Genomic DNA, 13,374 nt, shown 5'->3' with positions numbered 1-13,374 from the left:
ACGGGGGGCGGGGTCAGTCGGTGTCGCGCGGGTCGAAGGAGCGGGTGTCGACGGTCAGCGGCTCGGGGAAGGCTCCCGCGACGGCGTCCCAGCGGGTGAACTTGAAGTTGGTTCCCTCGCGGTCGCCGTCCGCGGGGGTGGCCTCGCCGTCGTGGGTGACGAGGAGGCCCTGGGGGAAGGCGCTGCCGAGGGGTACGTTCACCACGGTGGCGCCGTCGGAGTGCTGGACCCCGTCGGTGGCCGGGCCGTCGGTGACGGCGAAGGAGCCGAGGTAGGCGTTGTCATCCTCGCGGGCGTAGACGGCGAAGGTGTCGTCGCCCTGGCTGGAGGCGAGGACGTAGCCCTCGCCGTCGTCCCCGTGGTAGACGGTGACGCCCTCGGCGTCGGCGCTCAGGTGGTCGCCGCCGAAGCCGGGGTCGTGCGCGGTGTCGAGGACGCACTCCTCCGCCGCCTCGTCGTAGCTCCAGGGGGTGCCGTACTCGCGGACCCGGTCGAGGAGTTCGGGCCGCTCGAACTCCTCGTCGTCGAGCTCGATCCGCCACAGGCCGACGGCTTCCTGCGCGGCGTAGAGGACGTGCTCCTCCTGGTCGACCGCCATGCCCTCCACCTGCGGCAGCTCGCCGGGGTCGGCGCAGGGGCGCCAGGCGGTGCCGTCCGGCAGGGTGAAGGAGCGGGGCAGGTCGAGGGTGGACTCGGTGCGGTAGCCGACCCGGCCGCCGCGGTCCTCCAGTTCCAGGAGGCGCAGCCGGCTGCGCTCGCGCTGGGAGACGACGACGTAGGCGTCGTCCCCGTCGCGGAAGGCGGCGAGCCCGTAGGAGGTGCGCTGCGCGTCGACCTCGGTCTCGTTCGCGGCGAAGACGGGGGTGACGTCGGCGGCGGTGACGTCCTTGAGCGGGGGGCGGCCGGCGGCGACGGCGACCGGGTCGATGGCGTAGGCCCGGATCCGGTCGCGGCCCCGGTCGCTGACGACGGCGAGGTCGGTGCGGCGGCCGTTCAGCTCGAAGCCGTGGACGAGGTCGACGTTGTTGAAGCGGCCGGGGGCGGCGTCCTCGCCGGGGGCCTGCGGGGCGGCGATGTGCTGGAGGCGGCGGCCGTCGAGCCCATAGACGTCGAGCCCGCCCTCCTTGAGGGTGCCGATGACGAGGCTGCGGCCGGGCCGGGTGGGGTCGACCCAGACGGCGGGGTCGTCCGCGTTCGCGTTGCCGCCCGCCTCGTCGTCGTACACGACGGGCGTCTCGACGCGGGCGGTGACGGTGACGGGGTGGGGGGTGGCGGGGACCGCGGCCAGGACGCTGAATGCGGCGGCCAGGGCGGTCAGGGCGGAGGCGCTCACGGTACTCCTCGGTAGCGGTCTCGGACGGGCCGAGACGCTACGGAGGCGGAATGGAGCGGTCCTTGCGGACCCGTGAACTCCGGGCGGCCGTCCCGCGCACACGGATAGCCTCCCGGACATGGGGACCGATATCGAGGGAGCGATCGAGGCGCGGGGGCGAGACGGGCGCTGGGCTGTCCGTGACTGGCTTCCGGAGAGCGCGTCGGTGCGGGACCGGAGCGCGCGGGAGGTCCTGTTCGGGTACGGCGGCGCGCTCCAGGTGGACCGTCCGCTGTGGGACGCGCGGGGCGTCCCCGAGGGGGCTTCCGGGGACATCCCCGACGACGAGATCAACCACAGCCACTCGTACGCCACCTGGGCCGAGGTGGCGGCCGTCGACTGGGACGCGCCGCTGAACGACCGCGCCGACGGCAACCATCTCGGGGTGTGGCTGCCGGGTCCGGACGGGGAGCTCGTCCTGGACCACGTGACGTGGGCGCCGCTCGCGGTGCTCGACGCGTCGGAGGAGCTGTTCGGCGAGGATCTGTGGCCGTACGAGTGGCCGCCCGGCGGCGAGGTCCGGTGGGACGGGGCGGTCTACCGCCCCGTGGTGTACACGGCCCGGATGTTCGCCCCGCCGGACGGCGGGCGCTGGGGTCCGGTGTGGGCGTCGATGCGCGATCTGGCGGCCGTCCACGGTGACGAGAACGTCCGCCTGATCGTCTGGTTCGGCTGAGCCCGGGCCCCGCGCCGGGGGCTACTTGCCGAGGGCGCGGCCGATGACCATCCGCTGGATCTCGCTCGTCCCCTCGAAGATCGTGTAGATCGCCGCGTCGCGGTGCATCCGCTCGACGGGGTACTCGCGGGTGTAGCCGTTGCCGCCGAGGATCTGGATCGCCTGTCCGGTGACGGTCTTGGCGACCTCGCTCGCGTAGAGCTTCGACATGGAGCCCTCGGCCTTGGTGAAGGGCTTGCCGGCGGTGGCCATCCAGGAGGCGCGCCAGACCAGCAGCCGGGCGGCGTCGATCTGGGTGGCCATGTCGGCGAGCTGGAAGGCGACGCCCTGGTTCTCGATGATCGGGCGGCCGAACTGGACGCGGGTCTTCGCGTAGTCGAGGGCGACCTCGTAGGCGGCGCGGGCGGTGCCGACGGCCATGGCGCCGACCGCCGGGCGGGACGCCTCGAAGGTGGCCATCGCCGCGTTCTTCACCCGCTCGCCACCCGCCCTCGCCTTCTCCCGGGCGCGGGCCAGGCGCTCGTCCAGCTTGTCCTTCCCGCCGAGCAGGCAGGAGCCGGGGACGCGCACGTCCTCCAGGACGACCTCGGCGGTGTGCGAGGCGCGGATGCCGTGCTTCTGGAACTTCTGGCCCTGGGAGAGGCCGGGGGTGTTCGGCGGGACGATGAAGGAGGCGTGGCCCTTGGAACCGAGCCCGGGGTCGACGACGGCGACGACGACGTGGACGTTGGCGATGCCGCCGTTGGTCGCCCAGGTCTTGGTGCCGTTGAGCACCCACTCGTCCTTGGCCTCGTCGTAGACGGCCCGGGTGCGCATGGAGGCGACGTCGGATCCGGCGTCGGGCTCGGAGGAGCAGAAGGCGGCGACCTTCACGTCGTTGGCGTCGCCGTACATCTGCGGGACCCAGGTGCCGATCTGCTCCTCGGTGCCGTTGGCGAGGACGCCGACGGCGGCGAGGCCGGTGCCGACGATGGAGAGGGCGATGCCGGCGTCGCCCCAGAAGAGCTCCTCCATGGTCATCGGGACGCCGAGGCCGGTCGGGTCGAAGAACTGCTGGGCGTAGAAGTCGAGGGAGTAGATTCCGAGCTTGGCCGCCTCCTGGATGATCGGCCAGGGGGTCTCCTCACGCTCGTCCCACTCGGCGGCGGCCGGCCGCATGACGTCCGCGGCGAAGCCGTGAAGCCAGTCACGGACTTCCTTCTGGTCGTCATTGAGCTCGAACGTGAACTCGGCCATGTTCCCTCCCAGCAGTACGTTACTTGCGGTAACAACAGTCTGTTACCGACGGGTACGGCTGTCAACCTGCGGATCCTCCCCCGCGAACCGGATCAGGCGGTTCGGCACAGCATGCCGGTCGGGTGTTACGTTGCGACAGCCTCAGGTCATCGCACGGGCGGGGAGACACGCTTATGGACATCGCACACCGGACCACCGACCAGCAGAAGCCCGCCGAACAGCGGCGGCGCGAACTGCTGGAGGCGGCGGACCGGGTGGTGCTCCGCGACGGTCCCAAGGCATCCATGAACGCGATCGCGGCCGAGGCCGGCATCACCAAGCCGATCCTCTACCGCCACTTCGGCGACAAGGGCGGCCTCTACCGCGCCCTCGCCACCCGCCACACCGACGCCCTCCTCGCCTCGCTGCGGGCCGCCCTCGACGCCCCCTCCGACCGGCGCCGCCGGGTCGAGTCCACCCTCGACACCTATCTCGCCTCCATCGAGGCGATGCCGCAGGTCTACCGCTTCCTGATGCACCCGGCCGAGGAGACCCACCAGGCCGAGCAGGGCTTCGACGTCGGCCGGCACTCCGCCCCGCTGCTCCGCCGCATGGGCGAGGAGCTCGGCCAGGTCATCGCCGAGCGCGTCGATCTCGGTCCGGCCGCCGAGGCACAGGCCCGGATCTGGGGCCACGGCATCGTCGGCATGATGCACGCCGCCGGCGACTGGTGGCTCGGCGAGCGCCCCTGCTCCCGCGCCGAACTCGTCCACTCCCTCGCGGACCTCCTCTGGGGCCGGCTCGCCGAGGCGGACGACCGCGCCGACGGCCCCGGGTTCTGACCACCCCCGGCTGCCCGGGGATCTCCGGGGTACGGGGCCCGAAGGGCGGCGGGGCGGGAAGGCGAGGGCGTGCCGAGTGCGGGCGGTCGGCCTCGGAGCCGTACCGGAAAGGCCTGTGTCACGCCTCCAGGGCGGAGGCTCCGCCGCCCCAGGGCTGCTTGCGGATCGCACGGAGGAGACGTGATCTACGCCACCCGGTGACGTGCTCGGCGTAGACGCGGCCCTCCAGGTGGTCCATCTCGTGGAGGAGGCAGCGGGCGAAGAAACCGGTGCCCTCGACGCGGACCGGGCTGCCGTCCGTGCGCACGCCCTCCACCACCGCGCGGTCGAAGCGCGCCACCGGCGCCTCCAGCCCCGGCAGCGAGAGGCAGCCCTCCGGACCGCGGTACTCGTCGCCGTCCGCCTCGACCAGCCGCGGGTTCACCACGTGGCCCAGATGCCGCACGTCCTCGTCGTCCGGGCAGTCGTAGACGAAGACCCGCAGCCCCACGCCCACCTGGTTCGCGGCGAGACCCACGCCGTGCGCCGCGTACATGGTGGCGAACATCGACTCGACCAGACCGTCGAGTTCGGGGCCGAACTCGGTGACGGGGGCGCAGGGGTCGTGCAGCACGGGGTCGCCGAGCAGGGTCATCGTCCGGGCGATGCCGGAGCTGCCGGGGATGGGGCGGTTTCGCATGGCGGCAAGCCTACGGTCCGCCGTGACCTCCTCATTTCATACGGTCGGCCCGGTGCCGTGGTTCGGGCTCCTGGCCGGTTCTCGATAGGCTGAGCCCCGACCGACGCAAGGAGGATCAAGGACGATGTCAGGACACCCCGGTAATCCAGAGCCGCTGTCCCCGCGTGCCAAGCTGGCCGTGACCGCGGGCAAGGCAGCCGCCGCGGTGTCGCGGGCGGCCGGCCGCGGCAGCGGATCGGTGATCGGCGGCCGGGTGGCGCTCAAGCTCGACCCCGACCTGCTGGGACGGCTCGCGCAGCACCTGGACGTCGTCCTCGTGTCCGCCACCAACGGCAAGACCACCACGACCCGGCTGATCGCCGAGGCGCTCCGGGCCAGCGGCCCGGTGGTCTCCAACGCCCTCGGCGCCAACATGCCCGCGGGCATCACCTCCGCCCTGGCCGGCGGCGGCGAGGCCCGGTTCGGCGTGATCGAGGTCGACGAGAAGTACCTCGCCGGTGTCGCCCGCGACACCACCCCCAAGGCGATCGCGCTGCTCAACCTCTCCCGCGACCAGCTCGACCGCGCCGCCGAGACGCGGATGCTCGCCGAGAAGTGGCGCGAGGGACTGAACGGCTCCAAGGCCGTCGTCATCGCCAACGCCGACGACCCGCTGATCGTGTGGGCCGCCTCCTCCTCCCCCAACGTGGTGTGGGTCGCGGTCGGCCAGGAGTGGAAGGACGACGCCTGGTCGTGCCCCTCCTGCGGCGGTGTGCTCCAGCGCCCGGGCGACGACTGGTTCTGCGGCGAGTGCGGCTTCCGCCGCCCCGCCCCGAGCTGGGCGCTGAGCGGCGACCACGTGCTCGACCCGCACGGCTCGGCCTGGCCCATCCGGCTCCAGCTGCCCGGCCGCGCCAACAAGGCCAACGCCGCCACCTCGGCCGCCGTCGCCGCCGTCTTCGGCGTGCCGCCGCAGGTCGCCCTGGAGCGCATGTACCAGGTGCAGGCCGTGGCCGGCCGCTACGACGTCGTCTCCTTCCAGAACCGGCAGCTGCGGCTGCTGCTCGCCAAGAACCCGGCGGGCTGGCTGGAGACCTTCTCCCTGATCGACCCGCCGCCGACCCCGGTCATCCTCTCGGTGAACGCGCGCGGCGCCGACGGCACCGACACCTCCTGGCTGTGGGACGTCGACTACGGCCGGCTCGCCGGCCACCCGATCATGGTGATCGGCGACCGCCGGCTCGACCTCGCGGTCCGCCTGGAGGTCGCAGGCGTCGACTTCCGCGTCTGCGAGACGCTCGACGAGGCCGTCGCCATGGCCCCGCCCGGGCAGATCGAACTGATCGCCAACTACACCGCCTTCCAGGATGTCCGCCGTCGTGTCGGCAACTGACCCCGCCCCGACTCGCAGAAGGAGTGGCAACATGAGTGACAGCAATCTGCGTGTGGTCTGGGTCTACCCCGACCTGCTCAGCACCTACGGCGACCAGGGCAACGTGCTCGTCGTCGAGCGCCGCGCCCGCCAGCGCGGCCTGGCCGTGGAGCGCGTCGACGTCCGCAGCGACCAGCCCGTCCCCACCTCCGGGGACATCTACCTGATCGGCGGCGGCGAGGACCGGCCCCAGCGGCTCGCGGCGGAGCGGCTGCGCCGCGACGGCGGCCTCTCCCGGGCGGCCTCCAACGGCGCGATCATCTTCTCGGTCTGCGCCGGCTACCAGATCCTGGGCCACGAGTTCATCAACGACCTCGGGGCGCGCGAGCCCGGCCTCGGCCTGCTCGACGTGACGACGGTCCGCGGCGAGGGCGCCCGCTGCGTCGGCGACGTGCTCGCCGACATCGACCCCCACCTGGGCCTCCCCCAGCTGACGGGCTTCGAGAACCACCAGGGCGTCACCCACCTCGGCCCGACGGCCCGCCCCTTCGCGCGGACCGTCTTCGGCAACGGCAACGGCACCGGCGACGGCACCGAGGGCGCGTACAACGACACTGTCTTCGGCACCTACATGCACGGTCCCGTGATGGCCCGCAACCCTCAGATCGCGGACCTGCTGCTGAAGCTGGCCCTCGACGTCAACGCGCTGCCGCCGACCGACGACCGGTGGTACGAGGCGCTGCGCGCCGAGCGCATCGCGGCCGCCACGCAGCCCGCCTGACGGACCGTCGGCAGCCCCGCGCAGGCGCACTTCTGAGCGGGGTAGCGCACATTGGATTCGCATGTAAATACGGTGTCCAATCTGCGGACATCGGGTTCGGCCCCGCCACTCGGCAACGATAGGGTGGCGGGGATCCAGCCGGACGACGTGGTCCGGGAGTCGGCCCACGTTGCAAAGGTTTTTGGGCTATGCGCATTGGTGTGCTCACCTCCGGCGGAGACTGCCCCGGTCTGAATGCCGTCATCCGTTCCGTCGTGCACCGCGCCGTCGTGGACCACGGGGACGAGGTCATCGGCTTCCACGACGGGTGGAAGGGCCTCCTGGAGTGCGACTACCGGAAGCTCGACCTCGACGCGGTGGGCGGCATCCTCGCCCGCGGCGGCACCATCCTCGGCTCCTCCCGCGTCCAGCCCGCACACCTCGTCGACGGGGTCGAGCGGGCCCGCGGCCACGTCGCCGACCTCGGCCTCGACGCGATCATCCCGATCGGCGGCGAGGGCACCCTCAAGGCGGCGAACCTCCTCTCCGAGGCCGGCCTCCCCATCGTCGGCGTCCCGAAGACGATCGACAACGACATCGCCTCGACCGACGTCACCTTCGGCTTCGACACCGCCGTCACCGTGGCGACCGAGGCCCTCGACCGGCTGAAGACCACCGCCGAGTCGCACCAGCGCGTCCTCGTCGTCGAGGTCATGGGCCGCCACACCGGCTGGATAGCCCTCCACTCGGGCATGGCCGCCGGCGCCCACGCCGTCGTCGTCCCGGAGCGCCCCTTCGACATCGACGAGCTGACCTCCCGGGTCGGCGCCCGCTTCGAGGACGGCAAGCGGTTCGCCATCGTCGTCGTCGCCGAGGGCGCCAAGCCGCGCGAGGGCTCCTCCATGGACTTCAAGACCGCGGGCACCGACATCTACGGCCACGAGCGGTTCACCGGCGTCGCCAACCAGCTCTCCGTCGAGCTGGAGCGCAGGCTCGGCAAGGAGGCCCGCCCGGTCATCCTCGGCCACGTCCAGCGCGGCGGCACCCCCACCGCGTACGACCGCGTCCTCGCCACCCGCTTCGGCTGGCACGCCGTCGAGGCCGCGCACCGCGGCGAGTTCGGCATGCTGACCTCGCTGCGCGGCACCGACATCGTCATGGTGCCCCTGGCGCAGGCCGTGGAGACGCTGAAGACGGTCCCCGAGGACCGCTACGCCGAGGCCGAGTGCGTGCTCTGACCCACCCCTCTCCGGGCACCCTCGGCGTGCTCTGAGCTCCCTCCGGGAACCCTCCCGGACGACACCCGCCCCCGGTCGCGAGAGCGATCGGGGGCGGTTCTAGTCTGGTGCGGACAACAAGCGCGAAACGGGCTCGGCGCGCAATGGGCTCCAGGAGTAAAGCGATGGATCACAGCGGGCACGGCATGACCACGGATCTGCCGCCGTTCACGCTGGGGCGGGGCCTGGAGTTCTCTCCCGACCTGTTCTTCCTCATCGGGTGCCTCGCGGCCCTCGGTCTGTACGGGTGGGGGGTCGCCCGGCTGCGCAGGCGCGGCGACGCCTGGCCGGTCGCCCGGACCGTGCTCTTCACGGCCGGCGTGCTGACCATCGCGCTCGTGATGTGCACCAAGCTGAACGACTACGGCATGGTCATGTTCAGCGTGCACATGGTGCAGCACATGGTGATCTCCATGGTCTCGCCGATCCTGCTGTTGCTCGGCGCGCCGGTGACGCTGGCGCTGCGCGCGCTCCCGGTCGCCGGCCGCGACTCGTTCGGCCCGCGCGAGCTGCTGCTGAAGCTGCTGCACAGCCGGTACATGCGGATCATCACGCACCCCGTGTTCACCATCAGCATGTTCATCGCGAGCCTCTACGGCCTCTACTTCACCTCGCTCTTCGACACTCTGATGGCGTCGAAGCCGGGCCACATCGGGATGATGGTCCACTTCCTCGCCGTGGGTCTGATCTTCTTCTGGCCGATCATGGGCGTGGACCCGGGCCCGCACCGGCCGGGGTACGTGATGCGGATGCTGGAGCTCTTCGCGGGCATGCCGTTCCACGCCTTCTTCGGCATCGCGATGATGATGGCGAGCCAGCCCCTGGTGAAGGCGTACGAGAACCCGCCGGCCTCGCTCGGCATCGACGCGCTCGCCGACCAGAACGCCGCCGGCGGCATCGCCTGGGCCTTCAGCGAGATCCCCTCGGTGCTGGTGCTGATCGCGCTGGTCTACCAGTGGTACCACTCCGAGCAGCGGCAGGCGGTCCGCAAGGACCGGCAGGCCGACCGGGACGGCGACAAGGAGCTGGAGGAGTACAACGCGTACCTGGCCTCCCTCCAGGCGCGCCGCTGAGCCGGACACCGCACGGGCGGACGGCCCCCTGGACCGCACGGTCCAGGGGGCCTCGTGCTGTCCGGCGCACGCCGGGTGTGTCCGGGGAGTAGCGCGCGCCCCCTGTGGGGCGTCACGATGGCAGGGAGGCATTCCGGCCGCGGTCGGGAGGAGGGCGGGCAGATGTCCGGTTCCACGAAGGCGATGGCTTACGTCACCTGCGCCGTACTGGTGCTGATCACCGCGTACACGGTGGCGCTCGGCAGCAGCGGCTGGCTCTGGTTCGGCTGGATCGTGCTCGGCATCGCGACGATCGGGATGGCGGCGGCGGACAGCGCCGACTCGACGGCCGTGCCGCGCCGGCCGCGCGCGGGCGGGCCGGGCTCGGCACCGCGCTGAGCGGCGGGGCTCACGTGTGACGGTTCGCGTAGACGTTCCTCCTCGCCAGGCGAGTGTGCATTTGCCCAGCGAGTACTTGGGCGGTGCGCGATCGTCCGCCGGTGGCGGCGTCCGGTTCAGCGGGGCGCGAGGACGATCCAGACCTGTCCGGGGGCGAAGGCGAGGGGGCGCCCGTCGGGGGTGGTGAAGGAGGTGCCGCCGGCCGGGTCGGGGCGGGACCAGCGGGCCTCGTACGCCCGTCCGTCACGCAGCACCGTGGCCGTGCCGGAGCCGGTGGTCACGGTGTACGGGGAGACAGCGCCGGTGACGTCGCGGAAGTCGGAGGAGCGGATGGTCACGCGCTGGACGACGACGGTGGCGGGGGTGAGCGGGCCGCTGTCGGTGCTGGTGGCGGCGCGGCCGTCGATGGCGACGCGCCAGCCGCGGTCGGCGGCGGACCAGGTGAAGGTGTACCGCGCGGCCGGGAAGCGGGCGGTCTCCGACGCGGTCGGGGTGCCGCCGGCGGGCGCGGCACCGAAGCGCAGTCCGATCGGGCGCGCGTCGGAGGCGTCGGGCGCGGCCGCGAGGGCGCGCTCGGGGCGCAGGTAGAGGTTGTACGGGGCCGGGCGGTCCGAGGAGCGCCGGAATGCCCGGGGCGCGTCCGCCGGGGAGACGAGGTCGAGCGGCGCGGCCTCCAGCAGCGGGTTGAGCTTGCTCTGGGCGCCGGAGTAGGCGAGGGCGGGCCGGCCGAAGGGGCGCAGCAGGGAGATGTCGGACTCGCGGGCGCTGCGGACGGGGCCGACGCTGTCGGGGAGGCGGGAGGAGTAGACGGCGAGGAGGCGGGTGACGCCGCCCTCGACCTGTTCGACGTAGACGAGGTCGGCTGCGCCGAGGCCGGTGTGGGGGCGGGCCGCGGCGGCGTTGTCTATCTTCACGGCGAGCACGGGAGCGGCGCGGGCGGGCAGGCCGGTGAAGGGCGAGACCGCGCGGGGGGCGCTCGTGGTGGGCGGGGGCGTGGAGGGTACGGGTGTGGTGGGCGCGGCCGTGGAGGGCGCGCGCGTCGGTGTCGGCGTCTGTGTCGGCTCCGGCGGGCCCGAGTCGGAGCATCCGTACAGACCGGCCGCGGTCACCGCGCACAGCAAAGCGGTGAGCACACGCCCGGGACGCCGGGGTCCACGCGCGCCTGGCATGTCGGCCTCCCGGTGAGTCGGGACACTCCTCCCAGTGGACCACGGGCGGCCGGGGCGTTACAACGGGTCGAGACGGACGACGAACGGGGGTCCCGGTGTTCTACCGGCTGCTGAAGTACGTACTCCTCGGGCCGCTGCTGAAACTGCTGTTCCGGCCGCGGGTGGAGGGGATCGAGCACATCCCGGAGGAGGGCGCGGCGATCGTCGCGGGCAACCACCTCTCCTTCTCCGACCACTTCCTCATGCCGGTGGTGCTCGACCGGCGGATCACCTTCCTGGCGAAGCAGGAGTACTTCACCGGGCCCGGCCTCAAGGGGCGCCTGACGGCCGCGTTCTTCCGCGCGGCCGGGCAGATCCCGGTGGACCGCTCGGGCAAGGAGGCCGGCCAGGCGGCGATCCGCGAGGGTCTGGGGGTGCTGGCGAAGGACGAGTTGCTGGGGATCTACCCGGAGGGCACCCGCTCGCACGACGGGCGGCTGTACAAGGGCAAGGTCGGGGTGGCGGTGATGGCCCTGACGGCCGGGGTGAAGGTGGTGCCGTGCGCGATGGTCGGCACCTTCGAGATCCAGCCGCCGGGGCGGGTGGTGCCGCGGATCCGGCGGGTGACCATCCGGTTCGGGGAGCCGCTGGACTTCTCGCGCTTCGCGGGCTCGGCGGACGAGCGGACGGTGGTCCGGGCCGTCACGGACGAGATCATGTACGCGATCATGCGGCTGTCGGGTCAGGAGTACGTGGACGAGTACGCGGCCGTGGTGAAGGCGGGCGACTCCTGAGCGACTGGTCCGGCTCCTGAGCGGCTGATCCGGCTCCTGTGCGACTGGTCCGGCCACGGGTGGAGGGGCGATCGTTGTGCGATCGCCCCTCCGTCGTCAGCCGGTGGTCACGGCTGCGGAGCGGCGTGCGGGGCGCACGTCTGATCCGTGGCGTCCAGCTTCCCGGCCAGCAGGTACGCCTCCACCTTGGAGTTCAGGCACGGGTTGGCGAGGTTGGTGATGCCGTGCGAACCGGCGTCCCGCTCGGTGATGAGGCGCGAGCCCTTGAACCGCTTGTGCAGTTCCACAGCGCCCTCGTACGGGGTGGCGGCGTCGCGCTCAGCCTGGGCGATGAGCACGGGCGGCAGGCCCTTGTGGGTCTTCACCTGCACCGGGTACCGGTTCGGCGCCTTCCAGGTGGCGCAGGGGAGGTTCATCCAGGCGTTCGCCCATGTCATGAACGGGTACTTCTCGTGGAGGCGGGAGTTGTCCCGGTCCCACTTCTTCCAGTTGGTCGGCCACGGGGCATCCGCACATTCGACCGCGGTGTAGACGGCGTTGCCGTTCTCGGCGGCGATGTTGCCGGCGGTGTCGGTGAGGTCGGCGGCGGCGTTGTCGATCAGCGGCTGCGGGTCGCCGGCGGCGTACGCGCTCCACGCCTCGGCGACGGGCGCCCACATGGAGTCGTAGTAGGGCGCGTTCTGGAAGAAGCCGACGAGCTCGGCCGGTCCGACCTTGCCGCCGAGCGGCGCCTTCTTCGCGGCGGCGCGCAGGGTGTCCCACTGCTGCCGGACCTCGGCGAGGGTGTCGCCGAGGTGGTAGACGGCGTCGTTCCGGGCGACCCAGGTCATCCAGTCGGTGAGCCGGCCCTCGAAGGCGATGTCCTGGCCGAGGTTGGCCTCGTACCAGATGGAACGGGTCGACGGGTTGACGACGCTGTCCAGGACCATGCGGCGGACGTGGGTCGGGAAGAGGGTGCCGTAGACGGCGCCGAGGTAGGTGCCGTACGAGACACCGACGAAGTTGAGCTTCCGCTCGCCGAGCGCGGCGCGGATGACGTCGAGGTCGCGCGCGGTGTTGGGCGTCGTCATGTGCGGGAGCATGTCGCCGCTCTTCTCGGCGCAGCCCTCGGCGTACTCGGCCGCGAGCTTGCGCTGCGCCCGCTTGTCGGCCTCGCTGTCGGGCACCGGGTCGAGCTTGGGACCCTTCACGAACTCGGTCGGGTCGACGCAGGAGATCGGCGCGGAGTTGCCGACGCCACGCGGGTCGAAGCCGACGAAGTCGTATGCCTTCGCGGTGTTCGCCCAGATCTTGTTCCCGGTGGTGACGCGGCGCGGGAAGCGCAGGCCGGAACCGCCGGGGCCGCCCGGGTTGTAGAGGAGCGCGCCCTGGCGCTCGGCCGGAGTGCCGGTGGCGGCGATCCGGTCGACGGCGAGCTTGATCTTCTTCCCGTACGGCTTCGCGTAGTCGACCGGCACCGTGACCCAGCCGCACTGGATCGGCTTCTCCAGGCCCCAGTCGGCGGGACAGTCCTGCCAGTCGATGCCGGCGCGGGCGGCCTGGGCGGCCGCGACGGCGACGCCGGTCGCCTCGGTGACGCGCCCGTGGCGCGCCCCGCTGTCGGGGGGGGGGGGCGGGGGCGGGGGCGCCCCCCCCCCGGGGGGGGGGCCGCGGGGGGCGCGGGGGGGGGCCGCCCCCGGGGGGGGGGGGGGCGCCCGGCGGACCCCCCCGGGAGGTGGCGAGCGTGCCGACGATGAGTGTGCCGGCGGAGCCGAGCACTGCGGTGCGTCGTCTCACAGGTCCTCCCCCTGTAGGTGGTCGTCTGTTCGA

General features: G+C 72.5%; 12 protein-coding genes and 1 pseudogene. 8 read left to right on the top strand and 5 right to left on the bottom strand.

Going from position 1 to position 13,374, the window contains the following annotated elements; all coding sequences use genetic code 11:
• Positions 1-13: 13 nt before the first annotated feature.
• On the bottom strand, positions 14-1,333 hold the full coding sequence (locus ACFYT9_RS20000) for a phytase (RefSeq protein WP_389165581.1): 1,320 nt from the start codon (positions 1,331-1,333) through the stop codon (positions 14-16).
• Positions 1,334-1,451: 118 nt separating this feature from the next.
• Here ACFYT9_RS20000 and ACFYT9_RS19995 point away from each other — a divergent pair, with 118 nt between their 5' ends.
• Positions 1,452-2,048 carry a hypothetical protein gene (locus tag ACFYT9_RS19995; RefSeq protein WP_387270216.1) on the top strand — a complete coding sequence of 199 codons (597 nt, stop codon included), beginning with the start codon at positions 1,452-1,454 and terminating at the stop codon, positions 2,046-2,048.
• Between the two features lie 21 nt (positions 2,049-2,069).
• On the opposite strand, the gene ACFYT9_RS19990 is transcribed toward ACFYT9_RS19995, so the two are convergent.
• Positions 2,070-3,284, bottom strand: coding sequence for an acyl-CoA dehydrogenase family protein (locus ACFYT9_RS19990; RefSeq protein ID WP_389165578.1), 1,215 nt, complete (start codon positions 3,282-3,284; stop codon positions 2,070-2,072).
• A gap of 173 nt (positions 3,285-3,457) precedes the next feature.
• Here ACFYT9_RS19990 and ACFYT9_RS19985 point away from each other — a divergent pair, with 173 nt between their 5' ends.
• Positions 3,458-4,105 carry a TetR family transcriptional regulator gene (locus ACFYT9_RS19985; protein WP_376598227.1) on the top strand — a complete coding sequence of 216 codons (648 nt, stop codon included), beginning with the start codon at positions 3,458-3,460 and terminating at the stop codon, positions 4,103-4,105.
• Between the two features lie 118 nt (positions 4,106-4,223).
• On the opposite strand, the gene def is transcribed toward ACFYT9_RS19985, so the two are convergent.
• A complete protein-coding gene (gene def / locus ACFYT9_RS19980; RefSeq protein ID WP_376598229.1) occupies positions 4,224-4,784 on the bottom strand; it encodes a peptide deformylase in 561 nt (186 codons plus the stop codon).
• A gap of 124 nt (positions 4,785-4,908) precedes the next feature.
• Between def and ACFYT9_RS19975 the strand changes: the two genes are divergently transcribed.
• The 5 genes from ACFYT9_RS19975 (at position 4,909) to ACFYT9_RS19955 (ending at position 9,623) form a co-directional block, all read left to right on the top strand.
• On the top strand, positions 4,909-6,156 hold the full coding sequence (locus ACFYT9_RS19975; protein ID WP_376598231.1) for a MurT ligase domain-containing protein: 1,248 nt from the start codon (positions 4,909-4,911) through the stop codon (positions 6,154-6,156).
• Between the two features lie 31 nt (positions 6,157-6,187).
• A complete protein-coding gene (locus ACFYT9_RS19970) occupies positions 6,188-6,916 on the top strand; it encodes a type 1 glutamine amidotransferase (protein WP_376598232.1) in 729 nt (242 codons plus the stop codon).
• Positions 6,917-7,104: 188 nt separating this feature from the next.
• Positions 7,105-8,133: a 6-phosphofructokinase gene (locus ACFYT9_RS19965; RefSeq protein WP_376598234.1), complete on the top strand. Its 1,029-nt coding sequence runs from the start codon at positions 7,105-7,107 to the stop codon at positions 8,131-8,133.
• Between the two features lie 164 nt (positions 8,134-8,297).
• Positions 8,298-9,245: a cytochrome c oxidase assembly protein gene (locus tag ACFYT9_RS19960; protein WP_376598236.1), complete on the top strand. Its 948-nt coding sequence runs from the start codon at positions 8,298-8,300 to the stop codon at positions 9,243-9,245.
• Between the two features lie 162 nt (positions 9,246-9,407).
• On the top strand, positions 9,408-9,623 hold the full coding sequence (locus ACFYT9_RS19955; protein WP_389165843.1) for a hypothetical protein: 216 nt from the start codon (positions 9,408-9,410) through the stop codon (positions 9,621-9,623).
• Positions 9,624-9,739: 116 nt separating this feature from the next.
• Here ACFYT9_RS19955 and ACFYT9_RS19950 read toward each other — a convergent pair whose 3' ends face one another.
• Positions 9,740-10,792 (bottom strand): DUF3048 domain-containing protein, encoded by a 1,053-nt coding sequence (locus ACFYT9_RS19950; protein WP_389165572.1) that lies wholly within the window; start codon positions 10,790-10,792, stop codon positions 9,740-9,742.
• A 95-nt stretch (positions 10,793-10,887) separates the two neighbouring features.
• Between ACFYT9_RS19950 and ACFYT9_RS19945 the strand changes: the two genes are divergently transcribed.
• The gene (locus ACFYT9_RS19945; protein WP_389165569.1) at positions 10,888-11,565 is read left to right on the top strand and encodes a lysophospholipid acyltransferase family protein; all 678 of its coding nucleotides are present in this window, start codon (positions 10,888-10,890) and stop codon (positions 11,563-11,565) included.
• Positions 11,566-11,672: 107 nt separating this feature from the next.
• Here ACFYT9_RS19945 and ACFYT9_RS19940 read toward each other — a convergent pair.
• Positions 11,673-13,341: pseudogene (locus ACFYT9_RS19940) on the bottom strand (alpha/beta hydrolase).
• Positions 13,342-13,374: the final 33 nt, after the last annotated feature.

The sequence above is a fragment of the Streptomyces sp. NPDC004435 genome (assembly GCF_042873895.1).
Classification (GTDB): domain Bacteria; phylum Actinomycetota; class Actinomycetes; order Streptomycetales; family Streptomycetaceae; genus Streptomyces.
The sequence above is the reverse complement of the archived record's forward strand: the minus strand, read 5'-3'. Positions and strand labels throughout refer to the sequence as shown.